At 61.2% G+C, this 25,974-nt stretch carries 20 protein-coding genes; 11 read left to right on the plus strand and 9 right to left on the minus strand.

Annotation, left to right across the window (positions count from 1 at the left end; genetic code table 11):
- Positions 1–373 precede the first annotated feature (373 nt).
- Positions 374–778: a DUF6124 family protein gene (locus IF189_RS22125; RefSeq protein ID WP_119427834.1), complete on the plus strand. Its 405-nt coding sequence runs from the start codon at positions 374–376 to the stop codon at positions 776–778.
- A 46-nt stretch (positions 779–824) separates the two neighbouring features.
- Here IF189_RS22125 and IF189_RS22130 read toward each other — a convergent pair whose 3' ends face one another.
- The gene (locus IF189_RS22130) at positions 825–1,184 is read right to left on the minus strand and encodes a PilZ domain-containing protein (protein ID WP_192552266.1); all 360 of its coding nucleotides are present in this window, start codon (positions 1,182–1,184) and stop codon (positions 825–827) included.
- Positions 1,185–1,400: 216 nt separating this feature from the next.
- Positions 1,401–1,784 (minus strand): tetratricopeptide repeat protein, encoded by a 384-nt coding sequence (locus tag IF189_RS22135; RefSeq protein WP_085709591.1) that lies wholly within the window; start codon positions 1,782–1,784, stop codon positions 1,401–1,403.
- 171 nt (positions 1,785–1,955) lie between these two features.
- On the opposite strand from IF189_RS22135, the gene pyk reads away from it, so the two are divergent.
- Complete coding sequence (pyk, locus tag IF189_RS22140; RefSeq protein WP_085697206.1) at positions 1,956–3,407, plus strand: pyruvate kinase; 1,452 nt, start codon at positions 1,956–1,958, stop codon at positions 3,405–3,407.
- Between the two features lie 272 nt (positions 3,408–3,679).
- Here pyk and IF189_RS22145 read toward each other — a convergent pair whose 3' ends face one another.
- From IF189_RS22145 to IF189_RS22155, 3 genes are read right to left on the minus strand one after another with little or no spacing between them, the layout of a single operon-like run.
- Complete coding sequence (locus IF189_RS22145) at positions 3,680–4,429, minus strand: enoyl-CoA hydratase-related protein (RefSeq protein WP_085689493.1); 750 nt, start codon at positions 4,427–4,429, stop codon at positions 3,680–3,682.
- Between the two features lie 29 nt (positions 4,430–4,458).
- The gene (locus tag IF189_RS22150) at positions 4,459–5,394 is read right to left on the minus strand and encodes an iron-sulfur-binding ferredoxin reductase (RefSeq protein ID WP_192552267.1); all 936 of its coding nucleotides are present in this window, start codon (positions 5,392–5,394) and stop codon (positions 4,459–4,461) included.
- Complete coding sequence (locus tag IF189_RS22155; RefSeq protein ID WP_134827912.1) at positions 5,387–6,493, minus strand: sensor domain-containing diguanylate cyclase; 1,107 nt, start codon at positions 6,491–6,493, stop codon at positions 5,387–5,389. Before IF189_RS22155 ends, IF189_RS22150 begins: the two co-directional genes overlap by 8 nt.
- 441 nt (positions 6,494–6,934) lie before the next feature.
- Between IF189_RS22155 and IF189_RS22160 the strand changes: the two genes are divergently transcribed.
- From IF189_RS22160 to IF189_RS22185, 6 genes are all read left to right on the plus strand, one after another.
- Positions 6,935–8,458: a fumarate hydratase gene (locus IF189_RS22160; RefSeq protein ID WP_007960181.1), complete on the plus strand. Its 1,524-nt coding sequence runs from the start codon at positions 6,935–6,937 to the stop codon at positions 8,456–8,458.
- A gap of 152 nt (positions 8,459–8,610) precedes the next feature.
- Positions 8,611–13,065 (plus strand): SpvB/TcaC N-terminal domain-containing protein, encoded by a 4,455-nt coding sequence (locus IF189_RS22165; RefSeq protein WP_192552268.1) that lies wholly within the window; start codon positions 8,611–8,613, stop codon positions 13,063–13,065.
- Positions 13,062–15,860: an RHS repeat-associated core domain-containing protein gene (locus IF189_RS22170; protein ID WP_192552269.1), complete on the plus strand. Its 2,799-nt coding sequence runs from the start codon at positions 13,062–13,064 to the stop codon at positions 15,858–15,860. The genes IF189_RS22165 and IF189_RS22170 overlap by 4 nt, the downstream gene beginning before the upstream one ends.
- Before the next feature lie 98 nt (positions 15,861–15,958).
- Positions 15,959–17,719, plus strand: coding sequence for a sensor histidine kinase (locus tag IF189_RS22175; protein WP_192552270.1), 1,761 nt, complete (start codon positions 15,959–15,961; stop codon positions 17,717–17,719).
- On the plus strand, positions 17,719–19,047 hold the full coding sequence (locus tag IF189_RS22180) for a sigma-54-dependent transcriptional regulator (protein WP_192552271.1): 1,329 nt from the start codon (positions 17,719–17,721) through the stop codon (positions 19,045–19,047). The genes IF189_RS22175 and IF189_RS22180 overlap by 1 nt, the downstream gene beginning before the upstream one ends.
- Positions 19,048–19,212: 165 nt before the next feature.
- Positions 19,213–20,532, plus strand: a complete 1,320-nt coding sequence (locus tag IF189_RS22185; protein WP_192552272.1) for an MFS transporter — start codon at positions 19,213–19,215, stop codon at positions 20,530–20,532.
- A 64-nt stretch (positions 20,533–20,596) separates the two neighbouring features.
- On the opposite strand, the gene IF189_RS22190 is transcribed toward IF189_RS22185, so the two are convergent.
- Positions 20,597–21,355 (minus strand): hypothetical protein, encoded by a 759-nt coding sequence (locus IF189_RS22190; RefSeq protein ID WP_192552273.1) that lies wholly within the window; start codon positions 21,353–21,355, stop codon positions 20,597–20,599.
- A 348-nt stretch (positions 21,356–21,703) separates the two neighbouring features.
- Between IF189_RS22190 and IF189_RS22195 the strand changes: the two genes are divergently transcribed.
- Positions 21,704–22,021 (plus strand): hypothetical protein, encoded by a 318-nt coding sequence (locus IF189_RS22195; protein ID WP_114885136.1) that lies wholly within the window; start codon positions 21,704–21,706, stop codon positions 22,019–22,021.
- Positions 22,022–22,149: 128 nt separating this feature from the next.
- Entirely contained in the window at positions 22,150–22,779 is a 630-nt protein-coding gene (locus tag IF189_RS22200) for a flavin reductase family protein (protein WP_192552274.1), read from the plus strand.
- A gap of 6 nt (positions 22,780–22,785) precedes the next feature.
- Here IF189_RS22200 and IF189_RS22205 read toward each other — a convergent pair whose 3' ends face one another.
- Positions 22,786–23,028, minus strand: a complete 243-nt coding sequence (locus IF189_RS22205; protein WP_065258578.1) for a hypothetical protein — start codon at positions 23,026–23,028, stop codon at positions 22,786–22,788.
- 43 nt (positions 23,029–23,071) lie between these two features.
- Positions 23,072–23,425, minus strand: a complete 354-nt coding sequence (locus tag IF189_RS22210; RefSeq protein ID WP_085709576.1) for a putative quinol monooxygenase — start codon at positions 23,423–23,425, stop codon at positions 23,072–23,074.
- A gap of 335 nt (positions 23,426–23,760) precedes the next feature.
- On the opposite strand from IF189_RS22210, the gene IF189_RS22215 reads away from it, so the two are divergent.
- Complete coding sequence (locus IF189_RS22215; RefSeq protein ID WP_192552275.1) at positions 23,761–24,702, plus strand: AraC family transcriptional regulator; 942 nt, start codon at positions 23,761–23,763, stop codon at positions 24,700–24,702.
- Between the two features lie 208 nt (positions 24,703–24,910).
- Here IF189_RS22215 and IF189_RS22220 read toward each other — a convergent pair whose 3' ends face one another.
- Positions 24,911–25,966, minus strand: coding sequence for an ABC transporter ATP-binding protein (locus IF189_RS22220; RefSeq protein WP_108563115.1), 1,056 nt, complete (start codon positions 25,964–25,966; stop codon positions 24,911–24,913).
- Positions 25,967–25,974 lie beyond the last annotated feature (8 nt).

The following is a 25,974-nucleotide window of genomic DNA, read 5'->3' on the forward strand; positions in this document are numbered from 1 at the left end:
CGACAAACGGTAACTCTTCCCACACTCCACTCCGGCAGCGTCCTGCAAGTCGTAACAGCGGGCTACGACGCCTTGTGCCATTGCCTACAAATCCCTCAGAATCCGCCGGCTTGTGCGCCTTGGCGTTGCCCCGTAACTTGATCCGTGTCGCTGCCAATCAGCGGCCGGGTTTAGTCGCCCGGCTTCAGTACGATGCGCATAAGCGTCATCCAGTCGGGTATTCCCTATCCCCGCACTCGATGGTGGCTGTTCGCAGGGCGCTCTCGGGCGCGCCGGTTCTCGTACTCGCCGGTCGACTAACCTGCTTACAGCCGCCACCCTTTTCTCGTTTAGTCGCGAGCCGATGGTGGCCCTAACGACGAGTACGAAATACATGAAGAAGCCAGTTCCAAATCCCCCTTCGGACACCGACCCAAAGGACCCGACCGATCAACCCGATCCGGTCTCCCCCTACGCATCAATCGATTCAAAAAAACTCCACGACGCAGCCCACAAGGCCCTCGACTTCTACCTCAATCCCAAGGCCGAAAAACCGCGCAACTCCGTGGATCGCGGCATGCAGATGTTCAAGGTCGATCCCGAGATCAATTCCGAGGCGATCGCCATCCAGACCTACGAGACCTTTTCTTCGGTGAGCATTCTGCTGCTGGACCTGGCCGACAGCCTGGACGACAAGCCGCGGCATCTGGCGATGGCGATCTATCAGTTGAGCGAGATGGGATTGTTGCTGGCGGAAAAGACGCTGGATAACGAGCGGGCGATTGCGATAGGCGCGTAACAAAAAAGGGTCATGACCTGTGGCAGGTCATGACCCTTTTGTTTTGTCAGGCCGAAGCCGGCAACGGCTGAAAACTGAAGTACTGCTTCAACGCCTCGACCAGTTGCCCGTATTCCGGCGGCGTGCGGAACAGGCTGAAACCGGCGTCGTAATGCCGGGGCGTGGCGTCTTCATGGCACCACAGGCAGTAGGCGTTGAGGTCGATCACCTGCTGGCAGCCGTCGCCCACGGGGATCTTCAGACGCAGTTTGAATTCGGCACCGATCATCATCGGCAACTGGCTGATGAGCATCAGCCCGTCTTCGGAGACGTTGCCCAGAAACCCGATGGGTTTGTCGGTGACGCTGTTGAACACTCGCAGAAAATACGGCAACTGGTGCCGTTCGATTCGACGGTCGGTAAACATGAGCGTATCGCCATGCAGGGCCCGGCAAACGGGCCGCACTGTGCTTCGGAACGAACCTGCCCGACAGGCCCGCTCTCCCCGCTTCCGGTGTGGCGCTCGCCACGTACTGCTCATGCCGGTCGCAGGTGTTGCGCCGGTACAGAATGCATCTGCACCAGTGTCATTCGACTATAGCTCACCTTGTACAGCCGGCCAGCTTTTGTATGACAACCGCCATCAGAAGCGGGCGGGTGGCACCACGGCGGCGCTGCGGGTCGGGTAGTGGCCCAGGCTCTGCAGGGTTTCCAGTCGCGCACGGGCGCGGTAGGCGTATTCGCTGTTGGGGTACGAGGCGATGATGAACTGATAGGTCTGCGCCGCGTCGACAAACATTTTTTGCCGTTCCAGGCACTGACCGCGCATCATCGACACTTCCGGCCACACGTAGGGGCGGGCGCGGCTGGCGCGTTCGACCTTGGACAGTTCGAGCATCACCTGCTCGCAATTGCCCCGGTCATAGGCGCTGTAGGCGTTGTTCAGATGATGGTTCATCGACCAACGGGTGCAGCCCGAAGCGGCGAGGACGCTGAGGGCAAGGGCGGCAATGGGCAACAATCGCATGGGGGTTCTCCTGTCTTGTGCTCTGTATCGACCCGTTGAGAGAAATCTTCAGAGCCGTTTGCGCCGATTGTCGCGTTCAAAAAAGAAAATCGTAAGTAGTGCAAACGAACAATGACTACACCCTTCGAGCATAGTAGCCTTCGCTGGCGCTTGAACCTGAGGAGTCTTTGCATGTCCGTCCGTCGTACCAAAATCGTCGCTACCCTTGGCCCGGCCAGTAACTCGCCGGAAGTTCTCGAACAGCTGATTCTGGCTGGCCTGGACGTCGCCCGTCTGAACTTCTCCCACGGCACCCCCGACGAGCACAAGGCTCGCGCGAAGCTGGTGCGTGACCTGGCTGCCAAGCACGGCCGCTTCGTCGCCCTGCTGGGTGACCTGCAAGGCCCGAAAATCCGTATCGCCAAATTCGCCAACAAGCGCATCGAGCTGAAGATCGGTGACAAGTTCACCTTCTCCACCAGCCATCCGCTGACCGAAGGCAACCAGCAGGTGGTCGGCATCGACTACCCGGACCTGGTCAAGGACTGCGGCGTGGGCGACGAGCTGCTGCTCGACGACGGCCGCGTGGTGATGCGCGTTGAAACCGCCACCGCCACCGAACTGAACTGCGTGGTGACCATCGGCGGCCCGCTGTCCGACCACAAAGGCATCAACCGTCGCGGTGGCGGCCTGACCGCTCCGGCCCTGACCGAGAAAGACAAGGCCGACATCAAGCTCGCCGCTGAAATGGAAGTCGACTACCTCGCCGTGTCCTTCCCGCGTGACGCTGCCGACATGAACTACGCCCGTCAACTGCGCGACGAAGCCGGCGGCACTGCCTGGCTGGTGGCGAAGATCGAACGCGCCGAAGCCGTGGCCGACGACGAAACCCTCGACGGTCTGATCAAGGCTTCCGACGCCGTCATGGTTGCCCGTGGCGACCTGGGCGTGGAAATCGGCGACGCCGAGCTGGTGGGCATCCAGAAGAAAATCATTCTGCACGCACGCCGCCACAACAAGGCGGTGATCGTGGCGACCCAGATGATGGAGTCGATGATCCAGAACCCGATGCCGACCCGCGCCGAAGTATCCGACGTGGCCAACGCCGTGCTCGACTACACCGACGCCGTAATGCTCTCGGCCGAATCCGCTGCCGGCGCTTACCCGCTGGAAGCCGTGCAGGCGATGGCGCGCATCTGCGTCGGCGCTGAAAAGCACCCGACCAGCAAGACTTCCAGCCACCGCATCGGCAAGGAATTCGAGCGCTGCGACGAAAGCATCGCGCTGGCGACCATGTACACCGCCAACCACTTCCCGGGCGTCAAGGCGATCATCGCGCTGACCGAAAGCGGCTACACCCCGCTGATCATGTCGCGTATCCGTTCGTCTGTGCCGATCTACTGCTTCACCCCGCACCGCGAAGCCCAGGCCCGCGCCGCGATGTTCCGTGGCGTGTACACCGTACCGTTCGACCCGGCTTCGCTGGCACCGAACGAAGTCAGCCAGAAAGCCATCGACGAGCTGGTCAAGCGCGGCGTGGTGGAGAAAGGCGACTGGGTCATCCTGACCAAGGGCGACAGCTACCACACCACCGGCGGCACCAACGGCATGAAGATCCTGCACGTGGGCGACCCGCAGGTCTGAGTGACTGGTTGCTGAAAACGAAAAGCCCTGCCGTGTGAATGGCGGGGCTTTTTTGGTTTTAGTGTGTTGGACCTGAATTTTGTGCCCGGCTTGAGATCCTTCCCCCCTCACCCCAACCCTCTCCCCCCAAGGGGGGTGAGGGGGAAAGGGAGCCGATCTCTATGAATTTCAAATCCGGGTTCAACTCGTAAATTCAGGTCGACGTAGAACGCCTAAGCGCCTCGGTCGGCTCCCTCTCCCTCCGGGAGAGGGTTGGGGTGAGGGCTGGCTTTTCAATGCCGTTTGATGAACCCGGTCAACGCCGCCAGTGCCTCCGGCGATCTGAGCCGCTGGGTAAACAACGCCCCCTCCTCCTCAATCACCTTGCGAATCAACTCGCGATCCGGCGCCCGCATCAACTGCTTGCTGATGCGCACTGCCTCGGCCGGTAACTCGTCAAACCGCAGCGCCATCTCCCGCGCCTTGGCCAACGCGGCTTCGCCGCTGCCCAGCGCCTCGGTGGCGATCCCCCATTGCGCCGCTTGCTCACCGGTGAAACCCTCACCGAGCAGCAACAATTCCGACGCTTTGGCCTGCCCGAGCAATCGCGGCAGGATCAGGCTGGACCCGAACTCCGGGCACAACCCGAGATTGACGAACGGCATGCGCAACCGCGCATCCCGCGCCACGTACACCAGATCGCAATGCAGCAACAGCGTCGTACCGATCCCCACCGCCGCCCCGGCCACGGCGGCGATCACCGGTTTGCGGCATTCGAGGAGCTCGAGCATGAAGTGAAACACCGGGCTGTCGAGGTCGCTCGGTGGTTGCTGGATGAAGTCGGCGATGTCGTTGCCGGCGGTGAAGCACTCGGCGCTGCCAGTGATCAGCACGGCGTTGATTTCGGGGTCGTGATTGGCTTGCTTGAGCGCTTCGGCCAACTGGCTGTACATGGCGCGGGTCAGGGCGTTTTTCTTGTCCGGGCGGTTGAGGCGAAGGGTCAGCAAACCGCGTTCACGGTGCAGGAGGATGGCTTCGGGCATGGCAGGTCTCGCGTCTGAGAAATCAGCGCTCAACCACGGCTCAGGAAGACATCGGCCAGCAGTTGATTGCGCGGCAGTCCGGCCAGGAACAGACGCTTGGCAAACGCGTCGACGCTGGCGGTCGAACCGCAGACTAAAGCCAGCGTTTGCCGGGAGACAAGGCGCAGTTGCGCCAAAGCGCCCGGCAACTCGGCCGCCGTCCACCATTCGACGCTGAGGTTTTCCCGCTGCGCGGCCAGTGCCTCAAGGGGTTTGGCCAGGTAATGCCCGCGCTCGTCATGGGCCAGGTGAATGACGCGGATGGCGCCTCGATGATCCTGACGCAAGGCCTCGCGCAGCACACCGAACAACGGGCCGAGCCCGGTGCCGGCGGCGAGCAGCCACAGCGGCCGGTCGTGCCAGTCCGGGTCATAGTGCAGCGCGCCGCCGCGCAGTTCGCCGAGGCGGATCGGGTCGCCGATCTGCAAGCGCCGGGCGGCATCGCTGAATTTGCCGGGCTGGCGACAATCGAGGTGGAATTCCAGAAAACGGTCTTCTTCGGGCAGGCTCGCCAGTGAATACGGCCGAGCGATGTGACCGGCCCACAACACCAGATGCTGGCCGGCGCTGTAGCGCAACGGTCGCTGAGGTGTCAGGCGCAGACGCAACACGCTGTCGCCGAGCCAGTCCAGCGCTTCGACCGTGGCCGGGCGACCGTCGGTAATCGGGTCGAACGTGTGCACCTGCAAGTCTTCGATCACCTGACACTGACAGGCCAGCCGCCAGCCCTGATCACGCTGCTCGGCGCTCAGGGCATCCGGGCGGCTGTCGGCGGGCAAGCCTTGCACACATTGCACCAGGCAGGCATGGCAACTGCCGGCGCGGCAGCTGTAAGGCACCGCCACACCGTTCTGATTGAGAGTGTCGAGCAGGTTGCTGCCCGCCGCCACCGACCATTGTCGTTCACCGACCCGCAGTTCAGGCATCGACGTTCTCCCACGCGGCGGCGCAACGGTTGCGCCCGTCACGCTTGGCCCGGTACAGCGCCTGATCGGCGCGCTGCAAGGCGTCATCCAGATCATCGCCCAGCTCCAGCAGGGTCATGCCCGCCGACAGGCTCAGGTTTTTCACATTCAGGCCCACCAGTTCGACGTCGGTGAAAGCGATGCGCAGGCGTTCGCAGCAAGCGGTCAGGCGCTCGGCGTTGCAATCGGGCAGCAGCACCACGAATTCCTCACCACCATAACGCGCCAGCACGTCGCCGTCGCGCAGACAGGCTCCGGCCACGCCGGCAAACGCCTGCAGCACCTGATCGCCGGCGGCATGACCGTGCAGGTCGTTGATACGTTTGAAGTGGTCGAGGTCGATCAGCGCCAGACCATGCACGACGTCGGCTTCCATCGCATTCAATTCGCGGGTGGCCAGGCGCAGGAAATGCCGGCGGTTGAACAGCCCGGTCAGTTCGTCGGTGGCCACCAGATCTTCGAGCTGGCGCATCATTCCGCGCAACGTGTCCTGATGCGCCTGCAAGGCAAAGCGGCGCTGGCGCATGCGTTGCCGTGAGGTCTGGACGAAGCGTGCGTAAATCACCAGCCAGGCCAGCACGATCAGCAGGATGCAGGCCTGCAACGCGGACAGCGCCGGGTCGTGCAACCGAAAGTGGTAACCGTCCCACAGCGTGATGGCACAGAAGCTGAAGAACACCAGCATCGCGCAACGCACAAAGGCCCGCCGCGACAGATGGAACAGGCCGAACAGCAGGATCAGCACATAGAAGACCAGGAACTCGCCCCGGGCTTCTTGCAGATGCGCGATCAGCCACGTCTGCCAGCCGAGGCCGAGCAGCACTTGCGCTTCGGTCAGGCTCGGGTCGGAGAAGCGCAGGTTGGCGCCCGAGAAAAACACCGCGAACAGGGTCGCCTGGCTGATGACCACCAGGGCGCTGCCGACGGCGACGCCTGCCAGCGAATCTTCGTAGTGTCCGGTGAAATACGCCAGCCACAGCAACAGCAAGGCCAATCCGTAGGTGGCTGCAGCGAGGGCGAAGCGTTTGAGCAAAAGACGTTGAATGGCGTTATGGGTCAATCGTTGACTCACCGTGCGATAAGAGGCTGACCGAGTGTCCTACTCTACAGACCGGCTGCCACTTTAGTGGCCCAGTCGATAAATGACCATTGATTTTCGGGCCGGATATTTGGCGTCAAAAAAGCCCTTGAGCCCGTCCCTCCCGGGTTCCCGGAGCGCCCGCCAAAAGCGCCGGTCACGCGTGATTTTTTGTCGGCCTTCACGGCCCCGGAACAGCGCGCCGGACACGCGTGCGGAAAACCACGACGACCGGCTCCCGCCATGCGACCAACGAATGACTGCCGGCGCGTGTCACCACCAAGTAGGCGCGGTATACTGCCGCGCCTTTTTAGCGTCGCGCCAGCAGCCCCGGCGTGCCTTGAAAGGTGTCTGCGACCGACCGATGCACCCAAGCCGCAGGCACCTTATTGAATGTTCCCGTCTTTTAGAGGAGCGCGACTCATGACCGTGATCAAGCAAGACGACCTGATTCAGAGCGTTGCCGACGCCCTGCAATTCATTTCCTACTACCACCCCGTGGACTTCATCCAGGCGATGCACGAAGCCTACCTGCGCGAAGAATCGCCAGCGGCCCGTGACTCGATGGCGCAGATCCTGATCAACTCGCGCATGTGCGCCACCGGCCACCGGCCGATCTGCCAGGACACCGGCATCGTGACCGTGTTCGTGCGTGTGGGCATGGACGTGCGTTGGGATGGCGCGACCATGAGCCTGGACGACATGATCAACGAAGGCGTGCGCCGCGCCTACAACCTGCCGGAAAACGTCCTGCGTGCCTCGATCCTCGCCGACCCGGCGGGCGCTCGTAAAAACACCAAGGACAACACCCCGGCGGTCATCCACTACTCCATCGTCCCGGGCAACACCGTGGAAGTGGACGTGGCGGCCAAGGGCGGCGGTTCCGAGAACAAGTCGAAAATGGCCATGCTCAACCCGTCCGACTCGATTGTCGACTGGGTACTGAAGACCGTTCCGACCATGGGCGCCGGCTGGTGCCCGCCGGGCATGCTGGGCATCGGCATCGGCGGCACCGCCGAGAAAGCCGCTGTGATGGCCAAGGAAGTGTTGATGGAATCCATCGACATTCACGAGCTGAAAGCCCGTGGCCCGCAGAACCGTATCGAAGAAATGCGTCTGGAGCTGTTCGAGAAGGTCAACCAGCTGGGCATCGGCGCCCAGGGCCTCGGTGGCCTGACCACCGTGCTCGACGTGAAGATCATGGATTACCCGACCCACGCAGCCTCCTTGCCGGTGTGCATGATCCCGAACTGCGCCGCCACCCGTCACGCGCACTTCGTGCTCGACGGTTCCGGCCCGGCTTCGCTGGAAGCGCCACCGCTGGACGCCTACCCGGAAATCGTCTGGGAAGCCGGTCCGTCGGCCCGTCGCGTCAACCTCGACACCCTGACCCCGGAAGACGTGCAGAGCTGGAAGCCGGGCGAAACCGTCCTGCTCAACGGCAAGATGCTCACCGGTCGCGACGCCGCGCACAAGCGCATGGTCGAGATGCTGAACAAGGGCGAAACCCTGCCGGTGGACCTGAAGGGTCGTTTCATCTACTACGTCGGCCCGGTTGATCCGGTCGGTGACGAAGTGGTTGGCCCGGCCGGCCCGACCACCGCCACGCGGATGGACAAGTTCACCCGTCAGATCCTCGAGCAGACCGGCCTGTTGGGCATGATCGGCAAGTCCGAGCGCGGCCCGACCGCCATCGACGCGATCAAGGACAACAAGGCTGTGTACCTGATGGCCGTCGGCGGCGCCGCTTACCTGGTGGCGCAAGCGATCAAGAAGTCCAAGGTCCTGGCGTTTGCCGAGCTGGGCATGGAAGCGATCTACGAGTTCGAGGTCAAGGACATGCCAGTCACCGTCGCGGTGGACAGCAAAGGTGAATCGGTGCACATCACCGGTCCTGCGATCTGGCAACAGAAGATCAGCGAAAGCCTGGCGGTGGAAGTGCAGTAAGCGCTTCAGCTGCTTGTGAAAAACCGGGCGGTCAGCGATGACCGCCCGGTTTTTTTTCGCCTGCCGTCAGTCGGCACCTGTCAGATCTGACAGGTGCCGCAGCCAACACCCTCTGTTAGCGTGGAAACTCGGCGTTCACAGGTTGCGTTGCCATGGCCCTTGATGCAGATGCGCTTGTCACTCCTCCCTCCATTGCCAAGACTGCGTCCATTGCAACGAACGGACGCAGTTGGGGGGAGATCGGTGCGACCGGGCAGCGTTCTTATACCCTGCCCCTCCCGACCCTGAATGCGCGCACGCTCAATCCCGAGTTGCAACTGGTCTACGACGGCAACGCGGGCAACGGCAAATGCGGGCTCGGCTGGGATCTGCCGCTGCCCGCCATCTCGCGCAAGACCAGCAAGGGTGTGCCGAAATACGAGGCCACCGATGTCATGCAGGCCGACGGCACCGACCTGCGGCCCGAGCTGACGGCCCGCGGCAGGATCAAGGCAACCCGGCGCACTCGAGGAAAAGGCAAGAACGCCAGAAAATTTTCCGTAATGCGCTACATCCCTCGTCTGGAAAGCACGTTCGACCGTTACGAGTTCTGGACACCCGATACCGGTCATCCCTTCTGGGTGGTGTCCCGTGCCGACGGTTCGCAACATTGCTACGGCAACTCTCCGCAATCGTGCATTTACGACCCTGAAGATCCGACCCGCGTTGCCGTGTGGCTGCTGGTGGAAATCAGGAACACCGTCGGGGAAAACATCTTCTTCGAATACAAATCCGACGACACCGACGCAGACCTTCGCTTTGACTATCGGGCCCAGCGCTACCTGCGCCAGGTCTGCTATTGCAACAAGACCGCCAGTACCGATCTGTATTGCCTCGATCATGCACAACCAGAGCTGCTGGACTGGCTGTTCCGATTAATCGTTGACTACGGGGAGCGCGTCACCCGTAGAGAGGCTGTTCCATCTTTTTTGGCCGCCGAAGATAAATGGCTACCTCGCAGCGACCCGTTCCGCAGTCATCGCTTCGGCTTCGAGTTAGGCACCCGACACCTGTGCCGGCAGTTTCTACTGTTCAACCACATCGGCCCAGAGCCGACGCTGGTCAATCGCCTGTTGCTGGAACATGAGCCGACACTGCATGGATACAACCACCTGAAAGCCGCGCACTACATGAGTTACGACGCTACAGGTCGCGTCAAGCACATGCCGCCCCTCGAATATTTTTATGAAGCGCTGATACTCGACACCACGCCCAAACCGTTCCTGCAACTCGATCACATGCCTGGTCTCAACGACGGCCAGCCCTACCATTGCGTCGATCTTTACGGCGAAGGCCTGCCCGGTTTTCTCTGCCAGTACGACGGGGCCTGGTACTACCGCGAGCCCTTGCGTGGAGCGCCCGGCAGTGACGAAATCGTCTACGGTCCCTGGACTTTACTACCGCTGATACCGAATGCAGACAGCAGCAAAACGGTGGTGCAGATCCTCACCGACCTCACCGGTGACGGGCGTCTGGACTGGGTCGTCGCGCAGCCCGGCGGCAGCGGGTATTACACGCTCAACCCGGACGGCACCTGGTCGCTGTTCAAACCGTTCAGCCGGTTCCCAGTGGAATTTTTCCATCAACTGACACGGATGGGCGATTTGAGCGGCGCAGGTCTGGACGACCTCGCGCTGATCGGCCCGAACAGCGTCCGGGTGTATGCCAACCTGAGGGAAAAAGGATTCGCGCCCGGCAAGGATGTGCCTCATTCCCCGGATCGCTTGCCGCTGTTCAGCGACGCCCGTTCCGAACTGGTGTCATTCAGTGGCATGGGCGCCAGCGGCATGGAGCTGTGCCGGATTCGCCACGATGAAATCCGCTGCTGGGCCAGCCTCGGACATGGTCGGTTTGGAGTGGGTTTCAAACTGAGCGACCTGCCGTTCGACCATGGCGAATTCGATGCGGACCGGGTGCGCATCGCCGATCTGGACGGCTCCGGCGCCCCGGCCTTCATTTACCTGTCTTCGGATTACTTCGAAATCTGGTTCAACCAGGGTGGCAATGGCCTGGCCTCGACCCCCGTGCGTGTCCCATGGCCAACCGGCATTCGCTACGACAACCTCTGCCAGGTGACCTTCGCCGACCTGCGCGGCATCGGTTGCGCCAGCCTGCTGTTCACCAAACCGCACATGACACCGCAGCACTGGGTGTATCACTTCGTCAGTGAGCGGCCGTACCTGCTCACCGGCTGCAACAACAACATGGGCTACAGCGCCACACTGCAACATCGCAGCAGTGCGCAGTTCTGGCTGGATGAAAAACATCTGGAACTGATGGCGCGCCGGCGTCCCGTCTGCCTTCTGCCCTTTCCCCAGATGGTGCTTCACTGGTTGCGCCAGGATGATGAAATCACCGGCAATTACCTGATGCAGTTCCACGAATATTTCGAGGGTTACTACGACGGTTACGAACGTGAGTTTCGCGGCTTCGGCAAAGTCTGCCAGACCGACAGTGAGCTGGAACCGGGCAAGGCCGAAAGTGGCCACACGGCGCCGATGCGCGTGACGCACTGGTTTCATACCGGCAGAAGCATCGATCTCGTCTTGAAAGGCACCTGCGAACTCGACGACGAGATCACGCCGCTAGGCCCCACAGCTATTTCAACGTTCGATGCCAAAGGCCGAAAGGAGCGTGTTCGCAAAAGGCGCAAGGCCGACGACCATCGCGAAATTGCCTACGCCCTGGCCGGTCGCCCGTTGCGCACCGAGGTGTGTCAGGCGGATGACCCAGCCCCGGCGCGCCTGTTCTCCCTCAGCGAATCGCGCTATCGGGTACGGGTGGTCAAAGACAATCCGTCCAGCGTGCTGGTACTCGAACTGGAAACCCGCAGCCATCAATACGAAAAGTTCATGGACGATCCGCGTTGCGAGCATACGGTCAATCTGGAACGGGACGAGTACGGCCATCTGACTCACGGTTTCACGGTAGCCTGTGCTCGCCGCCGCATCGAGACGGACAAACCGCCCTTTGATCGGGAGGATCAAATGCGAGCATGGGAGGACAGTCACGATGAACAACAGCGGTCTTTCTATCTGACAGAAACCCTTGCCGGATTCACTCACCTGACCACTGAAGGCCACTGGCTGCTCGGCCTGCCCGAGCGTCAGCGCGGCAACGCAATGAAGCTGCCCAAGGGCGCACTGCCGGGTGGGTTGCGCGCGGCGGACATCAGTTTCGAAAATTTCGATCGGTATAAAGACAGCGCCGAATGGACAGCCGCGCGGGAATTGACCTCGCTCGCGCAACACACGTATCTGGAGGCTGCCGGCAAGATCCTTTACCCGCCTCGACAAGGGCCGACCGAACAGGCTGTGTTTGACAAAAAGGCCCTGGCGGCCTACGACGACGTTCCGATTGTCATTCGGGACGAGCTGACAAAGATTGGCTACTCGCCCATGAAGCTGTTCTTCCCGGAAGACCCTGCACAGGATCTGCTGCAAAACCTGTGGTCAGCGCAAAGCGGCTTTTTCACCTACGCCGATGCCAGCGGTTTTCATCACGTCACCGAGGTGCAGCAGACCGCCAGCCATGGTGTAACGCACATCACCTGGGACGCAGACCATCTGCTGACCATTGCCATCACCCTGCCGGACGGCTGCGTGACATCGGTGAAATACGACATGCACACCCTGCAGCCGCTCAGCATCACCGATCCCAACGAGAACATTCAGGAAGTTCTTTACGACGCAGGCGGTCAGCCCATGGTGCTCAGTTTTCATGGCAGCGAAGAAGGATTGCCGGCCGGATTCGTGCCTTTGTCCGCTTACCCGCCGCAGTCTGATCTGAGCGTCGAATACGCCCTTGCCCATCCGAAAACAGTAGTGGCATCCGCCGCCAGCGCAGTACGCACCGAGCTGTTCAGCTGGATGCCCGTACTCTCGCGCAAAACCCTGTCGCGCAAAAGAAAGGAATGGATCGCCAAGGGCCTGATCCTGCCCGATGGTCACATCCGTGCTTCGGCACTGCGCTGGCTGAACCAGCGTAAAAAACGCACGGCCAGCGAGCAGACACTGCTCAGGATCATCCGCACCGCCCCGAGGCAACCGGTGCATAGCCTCAGGCTTGTTGCCGACCGCTACCCCAATGATCCACTGCAGTTGATTCAGATGATCATCGCTTACTTCGACGGCTTTGGCCGCGAGTTGCAAAGCAAACAGCTCGTGCCGCCGGGCGATGCCTTTGTGGCCACCCCCGAGGACAATCTCGCAACGGGCGCCGACGGCAAGCCGATTGAACTGCCGGCCATTCAGCGCTGGCGGGTGCAGAGTCGCGTCGAATACAACCACAAGGGCGAAACCATCCGGGTCTACCGGCCCTATTTCCTCAACACTCATCGCTGCATCAATGACAGCGCGATGCGCCAGCACGGCTACCACGACCGGATGTTCTACGACGCCCCGGGCCGGCCGATCCAGACGATCAATGCCCTCGGTCATCTGGCATTCGACGTTCTGCATCCGTGGTTCAAGCTCAGCTACGACTTCAATGACACAGACGACTCGCTACTGGCCAGACCCGCGAAAAGACCGGCGCCTGCCAGACCCGCAAAACGGATCAAGTCATGAAAGCCAACGTGCACCATCTCACACCGACGCTGTCGGTCATCGGCCCTCGCGGCGAAGCCGTCAGACAAGTCGAGTACCTGCGCACGGTGGCCGGAGAAGAAGTGCGCGCGCTGATCAGTCGTCTGCAATATGACGCCGTCGGTCATCTGGCTGCACAACAGGATCCGCGTCTGCCCACGCCCAATACAACAACGGTGTACAGACTGGACGGCACGGCGCTCAAGACCCGCAATGTCGACGGTGGCGAAAACACGCTCCTGCCAGGACTCGGCGGCGAACTTTTGCAGAATTGGGATGCGAACGGCAATCACCGGGAGATGAGCTACGACCCGCAGATGCGTTTGCGGGCCGTTGCAGAGAACGGTTCATCGAGCTTCGAAACGTTCAGCTATGAAACCGCTTCGGCCGACCCGACATACAACCTGCGCGGACAAATGACAGCGTTGAGCGATCCATCGGGCACGGTGCAAATCAACAGCTTCACGATGAGCGGCCAGGTACTGGGAGAAACCCGCACCTTCGAGGATGGCAAAGTCTGCACCAGCCGTCAGCGCTACAGCGCCAACGGTGCACTGCTGCAAACCAACGACGCTGGCGGGCATGTTCAACAATCGACTTACGACATCGCCGGGCAGCTTGCCAAGGTGCAACTGCAACTCAGCGGGCAATCCTTCCAAACCATTTTGAACGGCGCGGATTACAACGCCGCCGGCCAGATCATCGAACAGCGCCTCGGCAATGGCGTAACCAGCCACTGGCACTACCGGGAGGCCGATGGAAGCCTGCTTCGGCACTATGCGCAAAAGGCTTCGGAACCGGCGGTTCAGGATTTCGAGTATGAATATGACGCTGCAGGAAACGTCACCCGCATCATCGATCACACCTACACACTGACGTTTTTCCGCAACCAGCGGGTCGACGGTGAACGCACATTTGGCTATGACTCGGTGTACCGCCTGACCCGCGCCACCGGTTACAGCGACGCCCCGCCCGCGGACAACCCCGGGCGGCCGCAACCCACCGATCCCAATGACCGACGCAACTATGTCGAGTCTTTCGAATACGACGACGGCAACAACCTGAAAAAACTGACCCACGTACGCGACGGCAATACCTACACCCGCGAGATGTTCATCGACCCTGCCAGCAATCGCGGTGTGCGCTGGAAACCGACGGATCCGGTCCCTGACTTCAGCACCCTTTTCGACCACGCCGGTAATCTGCTGGCCCTGCAGCCCGGCCAGCCGATGAAGTGGAACAGCCGCAATCAGCTGGAATCGCTGATCCTCGTGGAGCACGCCAGCGGGCCGCCCGACCAGGAGCTTAATCACTACAGCCAGGGCGCAAGGGTCTACAAACGCCATGAAACCCACACCGGCACCGTCAGCCATATCGCTGAAGTGCATTACGTTGGGAGTCTGGAAATCCGCACCAAAAGCAGCGGAGAAGAGTTGCACCGGATCACCGTCGCCACCGGTGTCGGCGAGGTAACGTGTCTGCACTGGGTCGCGGGCAAACCACCCGGTATCGATGCTGATCAGGTGTGTTATTCCCATTCCGACCACTTGGGATCGAGCGTGACGCAGATTGATCAACGGGCACAGATAATCAGCCGCGAAAGCTACTACGCATTCGGCAACACCGCGACGATGGCAGCCCGCTCGCTGATCGAAGCGGACTACAAGCTCACCCGCTATTCGGGCAAGGAAATGGATGTCACCGGGCTTTATTACTACGGGGCGCGATATTACGCGCCCTGGTTGTGTCGCTGGGTGAGCGCCGATCCGGCCGGGGATGCGGACGGGCAGAACCGGTATGCGTTTGTCGGAAATAGTCCGCTGCGTTACGTTGATCCGTCGGGAGGAACCAGAGCCGAAGCCACCATCATGTTATACGCGGGCTTCCTGGGCTACGTGAGTGAATATGCGGAGCAAACCAATGCACAACTTCACAACATCATTCACCAGAAAGGCTTCAAAAATGCGCTGTTGACCAACGCTGTGGTGGAAGGCGTAAAGGGCACCATCGGCTATGAAGCCGGGTTGATCGGGGGTGCGCAAATTGACATGGCAATGCCACATGGACTCACTCTTCCACCCCATTTGACCACCGGAGGGCTGATCGGAGGAAACATCGGCGGCGATGTATCCGGCGCGATGGCGGATGTCCCCCTGAATACTGTCGGTCTCATCGGCGGCGGGATGATTCCGAAAACCTCGAAGATGTCCGTTGATGCGATTGATCACGACCTGGGAATCAAGCGGGCCGTCGGGGATATTCGTAACTTCAGCGATTTCATGAATGAGCGAGGCACACCGGCGCTCGACAAAATCCTCAATCCAGAGTTCATGATGAACAGGGTTATGGCCACATGGATTTCGATCATTCCCGGCGCAATCAATATGTTTGCCCTGGCTATCGAAGTCGAAGACATCAAGAACCGCCTGGACCCGGTCAAGGTCGGAAAAATCGAGACAATGCTCAGTGACTGGCAGACCGCGCTCGAAGAGCGTTCGGCATGGATGGAAAACGCTTTCGATGCAATGGGCACAGACGTCCTCTATCCAGCCGATGTGCTGCCGAATGTAAACAACATGACCACAAAAGAAACGCTGGCACCGATCACCCGTTCGGGGTTGCGCCGGCAAACCGCAGCCACCCGATATGAAATCGCTCACGCCCAGCGTGGTCTGGCCGCCTACAAAGAGATGGGCACTACGGACAATCAGTACTTGCGACGCATGGCTCACCCGCCCAAACAGCGCTCCGGCAACTGGTTCACCCGAACTGCGTAGCCAGGCCCAGGTTCAGGGTCAATCCGGCGGGGGATAACGCGCGAAGCACAACGCCTCATGGTATGGTGCCAGCCCCATTTCCCCCTCAGTTCCTCAGCATGCTGCCGACTTCCCGTACCCTGCGTCTGTCGTTGTATACCCTGCTGATCATCGCCGGTGCCGCCCTCGCCGCGACGCTTGCGATCCGCCATGCCGAGCGCCAGGCGCTGGAAGAAGACGCCGCGCGGGCCAATCAACAGCTGGCGCTATACGCCAATTCGCTGCACACCCTGATCGACCGCTACCGCGCCCTGCCCGCCGTGCTGGCGCTGGACCCGCAATTGCGTGCGGCGCTGGCAGGTCCCGTGGATGCCGAACAGCAAGCGGCGCTGAATCTGAAGCTGGAAAAGATCAACGGCGCTGCGCAGTCCTCGACGCTTGAGCTGCTTGATCACACCGGCCTGGCGGTGGCGGCCAGCAACTGGCGTCTGCCCAGCAGTTACGTCGGCCACAACTACGGCTTTCGCCCGTACTTCAGTCAGACCCGCACCCAGGGCACCGGGCGTTTCTACGCGGTCGGCGTGACCAGCGGGATTCCCGGTTACTTCCTGTCCAGCGCGGTGCTTGGCGACAACGGCGAGTTCCTCGGGGCGATGGTGGTCAAGCTCGAATTCCCGGAGCTTGAACGCGAATGGAGCCATGGCAACGACACCCTGCTGGTCAGCGATGCCCGGGGCATCGTCTTCATCGCCAACCAGCCCGAGTGGCGCTATCGCCTGCTGCACCCGCTGACCCCGGCCGATTACCGGGAGATCAAGGCTACCCGCCAATACGACAAACAGTCGCTGGTGCCGCTGACTCATCTGTCGCTGCGCCGCTTCGACGACAACAGCGACCTGCGTCGTGTCGAGGCTCCGCAAGGCACGGCGGATTACCTGTGGGAATCCCTGCCGCTGATCGCCGAAGGCTGGACCCTGCACCTGTTGCGTCGCCCGCAATTGTCCTTCGAGGACCAGCGCAATGCCGGACTCGCCGCTGCCGGGGTGTGGCTGGCGCTGGTGTTCCTGTTGCTGTTCCTCAACCAGCGCTGGCGTCTGGCGAAAATGCGCCAGCGCAGTCGCGAAGAGCTTGAGCAACTGGTCGAGGAACGCACCCGGGATTTGCGCACCGCCCAGGATGGTCTGGTGCAATCGGCAAAACTCGCGGCACTCGGGCAGATGTCCGCCGCGCTGGCCCACGAAATCAATCAGCCGCTGACCGCCCAGCGCATGCAGCTTGCAACGCTCAGGCTGCTGCTCGATCACGGCCGGGTCGATGACGCCTACAAGGCACTCAAACCGGTGGATGAGATGCTCACGCGCATGGCGGCCCTCACCGGTCATTTGAAAACCTTCGCCCGCAAGAGCCCCAGCGGTTTGCGTGAGCGGCTGGACCTGTCGACGGTGGTCGATCAGGCCCTGCAATTGCTCGATGCGAGGATGCGCGACGAGCAGGTCAGTCTGGTGCTGCACCTGACCCGTCCGGCCTGGGTGCGCGGCGATGCGATCCGCCTCGAACAGGTGCTGATCAACCTGCTGCGCAACGCCCTCGATGCGATGCAGGGCAAACCTTGCAAGCGCCTGGAAATCCGCCTGGAGGCCGACGAGCAACTGTGGCGCCTGAGCGTCATCGACAATGGCGGCGGCATCGCCGAAGAACATCTGGGTCAGGTATTCGATCCGTTCTTCACCACTAAACCGGTGGGTGACGGCCTCGGTCTCGGACTGGCAGTATCCTTCGCCATCGTCCACGAATCCGGCGGGCGCCTGAGCGCCGAGAACGGCGACAACGGCGCGGTGTTCAGCCTGACCCTGCCAATCGATCTGGAGGCGCACCTCTGATGCTGAATCACGTGATGGTGGTCGATGACGAAAGCAGCATTCGCAGTGCGGTCGAACAGTGGCTGAGCCTGTCCGGGTTCGAGGTGCAACTGTTCAGCCGCGCCGAGGAATGCCTGGCGGCGCTGCCCGCGCATTTTGCCGGAGTGATTGTCAGCGACGTGCGCATGCCCGGCCTCAGCGGTCTTGAACTGCTGGCCGAAGTGCAACGCCGGGATGCCGACCTGCCGGTGATTCTGCTCACCGGCCACGGCGATGTGCCGATGGCGGTCGAAGCGATGCGCGACGGCGCCTACGATTTTCTGGAAAAACCCTTCAGCCCCGAGACCCTGCTCGGCAGCCTGCGCCGGGCGCTGGACAAGCGCCGACTGGTGCTGGAAAACCGCGCCCTGCACGAGCAGGCTGACAATCGCGCGAAACTCGATGCCACGCTGCTCGGTGTGTCCCGTGGTTTGCAGACCTTGCGCCGGCAGGTGCTGGATCTGGCGACGCTGCCGGTCAATGTGCTGATCCGTGGCGAAACCGGCAGCGGCAAGGAACTGGTCGCCCGCTGCCTGCACGACTTCGGCCCGCGCGCCGACAAACCCTTTGTGGCGCTGAACTGCGCGGCGATCCCCGAGCAGTTGTTCGAGGCCGAGTTGTTCGGGCATGAAAGCGGCGCGTTCACCGGAGCCTCCGGCAAACGCATCGGTAAGCTGGAATACGCCGATGGCGGCACGCTGTTCCTCGATGAAATCGAAAGCATGCCGCTGGCCCAGCAAGTGAAGCTGCTGCGGGTGTTGCAGGAACAGAAACTGGAGCGGCTGGGATCGAACCAGAGCATTCGGGTGGACTTGCGCATTGTTGCGGCGACCAAACCGGATCTGCTCGATGAAGCCCGGGCCGGGCGTTTTCGCGAAGACCTGGCGTATCGCCTGAACGTCGCCGAATTGCGCCTGCCGCCGTTGCGTGATCGTCGGGAAGACATTCCGTTGTTGTTCGAGTCCTTCGCCCAGAGCGCCGCCCAGCGCTTGGGCCGGACTTTCCCGCCGCTCAGTGGCGCGCAATTGAGCCACCTGCTGAGTCATGACTGGCCGGGCAACGTTCGCGAGTTGGCGAACGTCGCCGAACGGCAGGTCTTGGGACTGGATGAACCGGTGCAGGGCATCGATCCGGGCCAGTCGCTGGCGGCGCAGCAGGAGGCGTTTGAAGCGCAGTGTTTGCGGGCGGCGTTGACCCGGCACAAGGGAGATGTGAAAGCCGTACTTGAAGAGCTGCAACTGCCGCGTCGCACGTTTAATGAAAAGATGCAGCGACATGGACTGACCCGGGAAATGTTCGTACCTGAATGAGCGGAAATCCGCTCATTCATTCCGGTCCATCGGCAAAATCCCGCTCAACCCATCTCCCCACCCCCTCTAAACCGGCCCTCTCCCCGTTGGCACAGCTCCTGCTATAGCCCCCGCAGGCTGCGTTTCAACGCGCTCCACAAAAACAATTAAACGAAGGATCCTTCAATGGATAACTCCAACGCCCTGCCTCTTGGGTCGGCTGCCGTGCCGGTCAAAGAACGAACCACCGCCAGTCGCATCAAGTCGATCTTCAGCGGTTCCGTCGGCAACATGGTCGAGTGGTACGACTGGTACGTCTATGCCGCCTTCTCGCTGTACTTCGCCAAGACCTTCTTCCCCGCCGGTTCCACCACCGCCCAGTTGATGAACACCGCCGCGATCTTCGCCGTGGGCTTTCTGATGCGCCCGATCGGTGGCTGGCTGATGGGCCTGTACGCCGACAAGGTCGGCCGTAAAAAAGCGCTGATGGCCTCGGTGTACCTGATGTGCTTCGGCTCCCTGCTGATCGCCCTCAGCCCGAACTACGAAACCATCGGCATCGGCGCGCCGATCCTGCTGGTGTTCGCCCGTCTGCTGCAAGGCCTGTCGGTCGGTGGCGAATACGGCACCTCCGCCACTTACCTGTCGGAGATGGCGACCAAGGAACGTCGTGGCTTCTTCTCCAGCTTCCAGTACGTGACCCTGATTTCCGGCCAGCTCATCGCGCTGGGCGTGCTGATCGTGCTGCAGAACATGCTGACCACCGAACAGCTGTACGCCTGGGGCTGGCGCATCCCGTTCGCCATCGGCGCGCTGTGTGCAATCGTCGCGCTGTACCTGCGTCGTGGCATGGAAGAAACCGAGTCGTTCACCAAGAAAGAGAAGTCCAAGGAAAGCGCCATGCGCACCTTGCTGCGCCATCCGAAGGAATTGCTCACCGTGGTCGGCCTGACCATGGGCGGTACGCTGGCGTTCTACACCTACACCACCTACATGCAGAAATACCTGGTGAACACCGTCGGCATGAGCATCTCCGATTCCACCACCATTTCCGCCGCCACGTTGTTTCTGTTCATGTGTCTGCAACCGATCATCGGCGGCCTGTCCGACAAGATCGGTCGTCGCCCGATCCTGATCGCCTTCGGCGTGCTCGGTACGATCTTCACCGTGCCGATCCTGATGACCCTGCACACCATCCAGACCTGGTGGGGCGCGTTCTTCCTGATCATGGCGGCGCTGATCATCGTCAGCGGCTACACCTCGATCAACGCCGTGGTAAAGGCCGAGCTGTTCCCGACCGAAATCCGCGCTCTGGGCGTCGGCCTGCCGTACGCACTGACCGTGTCGATCTTCGGCGGCACCGCCGAATACATCGCGCTGTGGTTCAAGAGCATCGGCATGGAAACCGGTTACTACTGGTACGTGACCGCGTGCATCGCGGTGTCCCTGCTGGTGTACATCACCATGAAAGACACCCAGAAACATTCGCGCATCGTCACTGACTGATCGCAAAAAAAAACGCGCGAAGGTGCAAGACCTTCGCGCGTTTCTTTCCTGTCCGATATCCCGATCAGGACAACTCGGCAACGCCCTGTTTGCTGCCATAGCGCTTCTGCGCATAAGACGCGCCCACGATCATCACCAGCAGAATCCCTGCCAGCACCGCCGACGAACCGATGGTGCCGAAGTCCAGTCCACCCTTCTCATGGGACTTGGTCATCAGGTCGCCCAGGGTCGCGCCAAACGGCCGGGTCAGCACGAACGCCACCCAGAACAGCGCCACCGACGAAATCTTCGTGAAGTACTTGAGCAGTACCACCACCGCAATCGCCGAGCCGATCAACAGCGCGCCACCGGCAAAGCCCAGGCCCGAGTCGTCCGCCAGGTAATCGCCGAGCGCGGTGCCAAGGGTGTTGGAGAACAGGATCGCCATCCAGTAGAACATCTCGCCGCGAAAGCTCTGCACCTTGGTGACGTTGAGCGAATCGCCGCTCAGGCGCCACGCCGCGAAGATCGCCAGCAGGATCGCGATCAGGATCATGGAACCGGTGGCGTAGCCCAGCTCCAGCGTGCGATCCATGAAGTCGGACATGGTGGTACCGGCGGTGCTGGTCGACAGGATCACGATCCAGTACAGCAGCGGCTTGTAGGTCTTGGACATCAGTTGCGTGACCAGCGTCAGGACGAACACGCTGATCAGGATCAGCGAGCTCATGGCGTAGCCGACGTTCAGGGTCATCGACAGCAAATCCCCCGCGGTTTCCCCCAGGGTCGTCGCGCAGATTTTCATGACCCAAAAGGCCAGGGTGATTTGAGGCAGTTTGTTCATTGCAGGTAAAGCTCCAGTGTGAGACGGCCGGTTCTTGGTTTTCTGGCCGCCGGCAGACTGGCGTTACGAGGGTGAAAAACCGGTCGGGAATGTATGAAAAATCTGTCACACAACCCAAAAGCGGCGATTAATCACCGGTTAATGCCCCTGCTGCATCCTGCACCTACCTGATCGATGACCTGCGCGACGCTCGCTCCGACGACGAAAGCGAATTGAATGCGTCGCCCTTAATATCAAGTTAATCGATTGTTTTTAGCATTATTTTGCGCTTTTTAATCAATTTATTTGGCGTAGCATGAACCCCATGCAAGACACACCGCCAACGAATATCGAATCTGGAGAACGACCATGAAAACCAAACTGATCCTCGCCCTGACCCTGTCCGTACTGGCCGCCAACACCTTCGCCGCCGATGGCTCGGACAAAACCAAATCCGCCGATTTCATCAACGGCGCCAGCGCCGCCATCGAAACCAGCCACTCGGGCGCCTACGCTGCCGATGGTTTCGATAAAACCAACGTCGGCAAAGCCGTTGCTGCCGATGGCTTCGACAAGACCGGTACTGCTGCTGCCATCGCGGCTGACGGTTTCGACAAGACCGGCACCGCTGCTGCCATCGCAGCCGACGGTTTCGATAAAACCGGCACTGCTGCAGCCATCAGCTGATCGGCAGAATGCAGACACCAAAGCCCGGCCATTGCCGGGCTTGTTCATTTCCAAAGGTCGGGATTTGATCTTCGCGGACCGGACTTGCACTATTGGCCGCTTATAAAAGCCTTCAGGAACACCCCGCCATGCCCGATGACATCCATTTCTACGAACCGGCCAACGGCCACGGTCTGCCCCACGATCCTTTCAACGCGATCGTCGGTCCGCGCCCCATCGGCTGGATTTCTTCGCAGGATGCCGAGGACCGGTTGAATCTGGCGCCCTACAGCTTTTTCAACGCGTTCAACTACATTCCGCCGATCATCGGGTTCTCCAGCGTCGGGCGCAAAGACAGCCTGAACAACATCGAGCAGACCGGTGAGTTCGTCTGGAACCTCGCGACCCGGCCGCTGGCCGAGCAGATGAACCAGAGCTGCGCAGCGGTCGCGCCGGGGGTCAACGAGTTCGAACTGGCGGGGCTGACGCCGGTGGCGTCGAAGGTGATTGCCGTGCCGCGCGTGGCCGAAAGCCCGGTGTCCTTCGAGTGCAAGGTCACGCAGATCATTCAATTGCAGCGCGCCGACGGCGAGACGGTGCCGAGCTGGCTGGTGCTCGGCGAAGTGGTCGCCGTGCACATTGCCAAATGGCTGTTGAAGGACGGGATCTACGACACCGCCGCCGCAGAACCGATTCTGCGCGGCGGCGGGCCGGCGGATTATTTCCAGCTGGGGCCGGAGGCATTGTTCAAGATGTGGCGCCCGGGCGCCGTCAAGTAAACGGAGTTACCAGATCAGCTCGGCGTCATCAGTGACGCCCTTGAGCTTGTCCAGCTCATTGATGGCCGCTTCATCGGCGGCAATGGCGCCAGGGAAGACCTGGTCATTCAACAGTTTGTGAAAGCGTGGCGCACCGCCGTCAACCAGGGCCTTGACCGCGATTGCCGCGAAATAACCCTTGTTGCTGCCCAATTCGACGGGGACTACAGCGGAAACCGCTTCGAAGTGTTCGAACTCTTTACGTGCCATGTCGCAGGTCCTGGCTCAGTCAGATAGGCCGGCCATTAAACCCTCAACCGGCAAGTTTGTGTATCGGCGCGCAACTCTGACCCAGCGCCTGCGCTGCCGACACGTCTTTAAACGTATGGAAATCCAGGCTGTTGACCACCAGGTCCTGCACCAGCTCGGCAAAAACCTCCATCGACGGGCTGCTGAAATAGGCGGTCATCGATTGCTGGTTATTCCAGAAACCGGAAACCAGCCACAACTCCGGATCACACTGCGAATGCTGCAGGGAAAAGCTCAGGCAACCGGCGGCGGCACGGGATGGTTCGATCAACGCGCTGAGGCGCATGCCGAGTTCCGCCGAGCGCCCGGCGCGCGCTCGAACGAAGGCCATATGACTGACGGGAATCTGCTTGGACATGTTCAACCCTCCCAGGGAGTCGCGTGGCAGCCGGGGACGGGCTGCGACAGGATCCAAGGTTAAGGGCCGGGCAATGCTCGCCGTTAGTCGATTCCTGCCGTCGCGTTGCACAATCCTGCGAGACTGTCTTCCAGACCTGTAACAGATCGTGAATTGCTGTCACCGTCCTGTCACACCGGTTTCGAGCAAGTTTTCCGGGAGGCGCCCTGTCATGTCTGGGCAGGCCAGCAACGCCATGCAGGATCAGGCAAGCATTTCGCAGGATGTGTCTACCGCTTGCGCTTGCACAAACTTATGCTCTGCTCCCATTCCATCCCTTGCCGAGGAGGCTGTGCATGACGTCATTCGATCGTTTTCAGGCGCCGCGCGATGCCGACATGGAAGCCGACATGGAAAAGCAGCGCGAGGAACTGGCGGCGATCATTCGTCGCAACACCTCCGAAGATGGCAGTTATGCCACCGCCGTCGGCTCGCTGTTCATGTCGCGCCACACCAAATCCCACGATTTCGCCCCGGTGCTCGCGCAACCGGCGCTGTGCATCATGGCTCAGGGTCGCAAGGAGGTACGGCTGGCGGACGAGTACTTCAATTATGATCCGCTGAATTACCTGGTGGTGTCGGTCTCGATGCCGTTGAGCGGTCGGGTGGTGAATGTCTCGCCTCTGGAACCGATCCTCGCCGTGCGCCTGGACATCGACCCGGCTGAAATCACCGCGCTGATCGCCGACGCCGGCCCCATGGGCGTGCCGACCCGGCCGACCGGGCGTGGTCTGTATGTGGAAAGGATCGACAGCGCGATGCTCGATGCGGTGCTGCGCCTGGCCCGACTGCTCGACACGCCGAAAGACATCGCCATGCTCGCGCCGCTGATCCGCCGGGAGATTCTCTATCGCCTGCTGCGCAGCCCGCAGGGCCATCGGCTGTACGAAATCGCCATCGCCAACAGCCAGAGTCACCGCATCAGCCAGGCGATCAAATGGCTCAACGGCAACTTCGAACAGCCGTTGCGCATCGATGATCTGGCGAAGGAAGTGAACCTTAGTGTCTCGACCCTGCATCACCGCTTCAAGGCGATGACGGCGATGAGTCCGTTGCAGTATCAGAAGCAGCTGCGCCTGCAGGAGGCGCGGCGTTTGATGCTGGCCGAAGGGTTGGAGGCTTCGGCGGCGGGGTATCGGGTGGGGTACGAAAGTCCGTCGCAGTTCAGCCGCGAGTACAGCCGGTTGTTTGGGGCGCCGCCGTTGAGGGATCTGGCGCGCCTGAGATTGAGTGTCTGACTCTCAAAAGCCCCTCACCCTAGCCCTCTCCCGGAGGGAGAGGGAACCGATTGGGGAATATTCTAGAAATACACCGACCTGAAATTGCTTTACCGAATCCATAATCGACTCGATCTCTCAGGTCGACGGATAGCGCGAGACACCTCGGTCGGCTCCCTCTCCCTCGGGGAGAGGGCTGGGGTGAGGGGGATTAGGGGGCAAGTCCGTATCAGGCGCCGAGCACCCGACACGCCTCACTCGGCAACGTCACCGAAACCGGATGCCCGATCCCCAACCCAATCCCCTGACACGGCGTACTCAGCGCCGTAAACGTCACCCCGGAACACTCCACCGTAGTCTCGATAGTCGCGCCGATATCCCGCACAAACGTCACCTTGCCCAGCAAGCGATTGCCCGCCGTGGCCTGGGGCGCCGACAGTTGCAGATCCTCGGGGCGAATCAACATCTTCACTTTCTGCCCGACCACGATGCTGCTGCAGATCGGCACTTGCAGGGCATCGCCGCCCGGCAGCACGACCTTGCCGTCGCCCAGCGCGGTGGCCGGGAAGATATTGCCGGAGCCGATGAAGTCCGCCACGAATTCGTTGGCCGGGTGCCGATAGATTTCAATCGGCGTGCCCACTTGTTGTACCCGATGTTCACCGAGGACCACCACGATATCGGCCATGGTCATGGCCTCGCGCTGATCGTGGGTAACCATGATGGTGGTGATGTTCAGGCGTTGTTGCAGTTGGCGGATTTCCACCTGCATCGACTCACGCAATTTGGCATCCAGCGCCGACAGCGGTTCGTCGAGCAACAGGATTTTCGGGTGCGAGGCAATCGCCCGGGCAATCGCCACTCGCTGACGCTGACCGCCGGAGAGTTTCGCCACCGGACGGTCGATCATCGGTTGCAGCTGGATCAGTTCCAGCAACTCAACGACCCGCGCCTGTTGATCAGCCTTGCTCACGCCGCGCAGTTTCAGCGGATAGGCGATGTTCTCGCCCACGGTCATATGCGGGAACAGTGCCAGCGACTGGAACACCATGCCGAAGTTGCGCAGGTGCGCCGGGGTGTGGCCGATGTCTTCGCCGTCCAGGCGGATCTCGCCGCCGGTAAGGGTTTCCAACCCGGCGATCATTCGCAGCAAGGTGGTCTTGCCGCAGCCCGACGGACCGAGGAAACACACCAGTTTGCCCTCGGGCAAATGCAGGTTGACGTCTTTTACCGCGCAGGCCGAGCCGTAGTGTTTCTCGACGTTTTCCAGAATCAGTCCAGTCATGTTGCACC

The sequence above is a fragment of the Pseudomonas sp. IzPS59 genome (genome assembly GCF_014863505.1).
GTDB classification, from domain to species: domain Bacteria; phylum Pseudomonadota; class Gammaproteobacteria; order Pseudomonadales; family Pseudomonadaceae; genus Aquipseudomonas; species Aquipseudomonas kribbensis.

What these genes read in the sequence shown, in the direction of transcription:
- IF189_RS22185 (WP_192552272.1), top strand. Translation starts at nt 19,213, where the DNA reads ATGGATAACTCCAACGCCCTGCCTCTTGGGTCGGCTGCCGTGCCGGTC.
- IF189_RS22130 (WP_192552266.1), bottom strand. Translation starts at nt 1,184, where the DNA reads ATGTTTACCGACCGTCGAATCGAACGGCACCAGTTGCCGTATTTTCTG.
- IF189_RS22175 (WP_192552270.1), top strand. Translation starts at nt 15,959, where the DNA reads ATGCTGCCGACTTCCCGTACCCTGCGTCTGTCGTTGTATACCCTGCTG.
- IF189_RS22200 (WP_192552274.1), top strand. Translation starts at nt 22,150, where the DNA reads ATGCCCGATGACATCCATTTCTACGAACCGGCCAACGGCCACGGTCTG.
- IF189_RS22180 (WP_192552271.1), top strand. Translation starts at nt 17,719, where the DNA reads ATGCTGAATCACGTGATGGTGGTCGATGACGAAAGCAGCATTCGCAGT.
- IF189_RS22160 (WP_007960181.1), top strand. Translation starts at nt 6,935, where the DNA reads ATGACCGTGATCAAGCAAGACGACCTGATTCAGAGCGTTGCCGACGCC.
- IF189_RS22205 (WP_065258578.1), bottom strand. Translation starts at nt 23,028, where the DNA reads ATGGCACGTAAAGAGTTCGAACACTTCGAAGCGGTTTCCGCTGTAGTC.
- IF189_RS22190 (WP_192552273.1), bottom strand. Translation starts at nt 21,355, where the DNA reads ATGAACAAACTGCCTCAAATCACCCTGGCCTTTTGGGTCATGAAAATC.
- IF189_RS22170 (WP_192552269.1), top strand. Translation starts at nt 13,062, where the DNA reads ATGAAAGCCAACGTGCACCATCTCACACCGACGCTGTCGGTCATCGGC.
- IF189_RS22215 (WP_192552275.1), top strand. Translation starts at nt 23,761, where the DNA reads ATGACGTCATTCGATCGTTTTCAGGCGCCGCGCGATGCCGACATGGAA.
- IF189_RS22135 (WP_085709591.1), bottom strand. Translation starts at nt 1,784, where the DNA reads ATGCGATTGTTGCCCATTGCCGCCCTTGCCCTCAGCGTCCTCGCCGCT.
- IF189_RS22125 (WP_119427834.1), top strand. Translation starts at nt 374, where the DNA reads ATGAAGAAGCCAGTTCCAAATCCCCCTTCGGACACCGACCCAAAGGAC.
- IF189_RS22145 (WP_085689493.1), bottom strand. Translation starts at nt 4,429, where the DNA reads ATGCCCGAAGCCATCCTCCTGCACCGTGAACGCGGTTTGCTGACCCTT.
- IF189_RS22165 (WP_192552268.1), top strand. Translation starts at nt 8,611, where the DNA reads ATGGCCCTTGATGCAGATGCGCTTGTCACTCCTCCCTCCATTGCCAAG.
- IF189_RS22150 (WP_192552267.1), bottom strand. Translation starts at nt 5,394, where the DNA reads ATGCCTGAACTGCGGGTCGGTGAACGACAATGGTCGGTGGCGGCGGGC.
- IF189_RS22195 (WP_114885136.1), top strand. Translation starts at nt 21,704, where the DNA reads ATGAAAACCAAACTGATCCTCGCCCTGACCCTGTCCGTACTGGCCGCC.
- IF189_RS22210 (WP_085709576.1), bottom strand. Translation starts at nt 23,425, where the DNA reads ATGTCCAAGCAGATTCCCGTCAGTCATATGGCCTTCGTTCGAGCGCGC.
- pyk (WP_085697206.1), top strand. Translation starts at nt 1,956, where the DNA reads ATGTCCGTCCGTCGTACCAAAATCGTCGCTACCCTTGGCCCGGCCAGT.
- IF189_RS22220 (WP_108563115.1), bottom strand. Translation starts at nt 25,966, where the DNA reads ATGACTGGACTGATTCTGGAAAACGTCGAGAAACACTACGGCTCGGCC.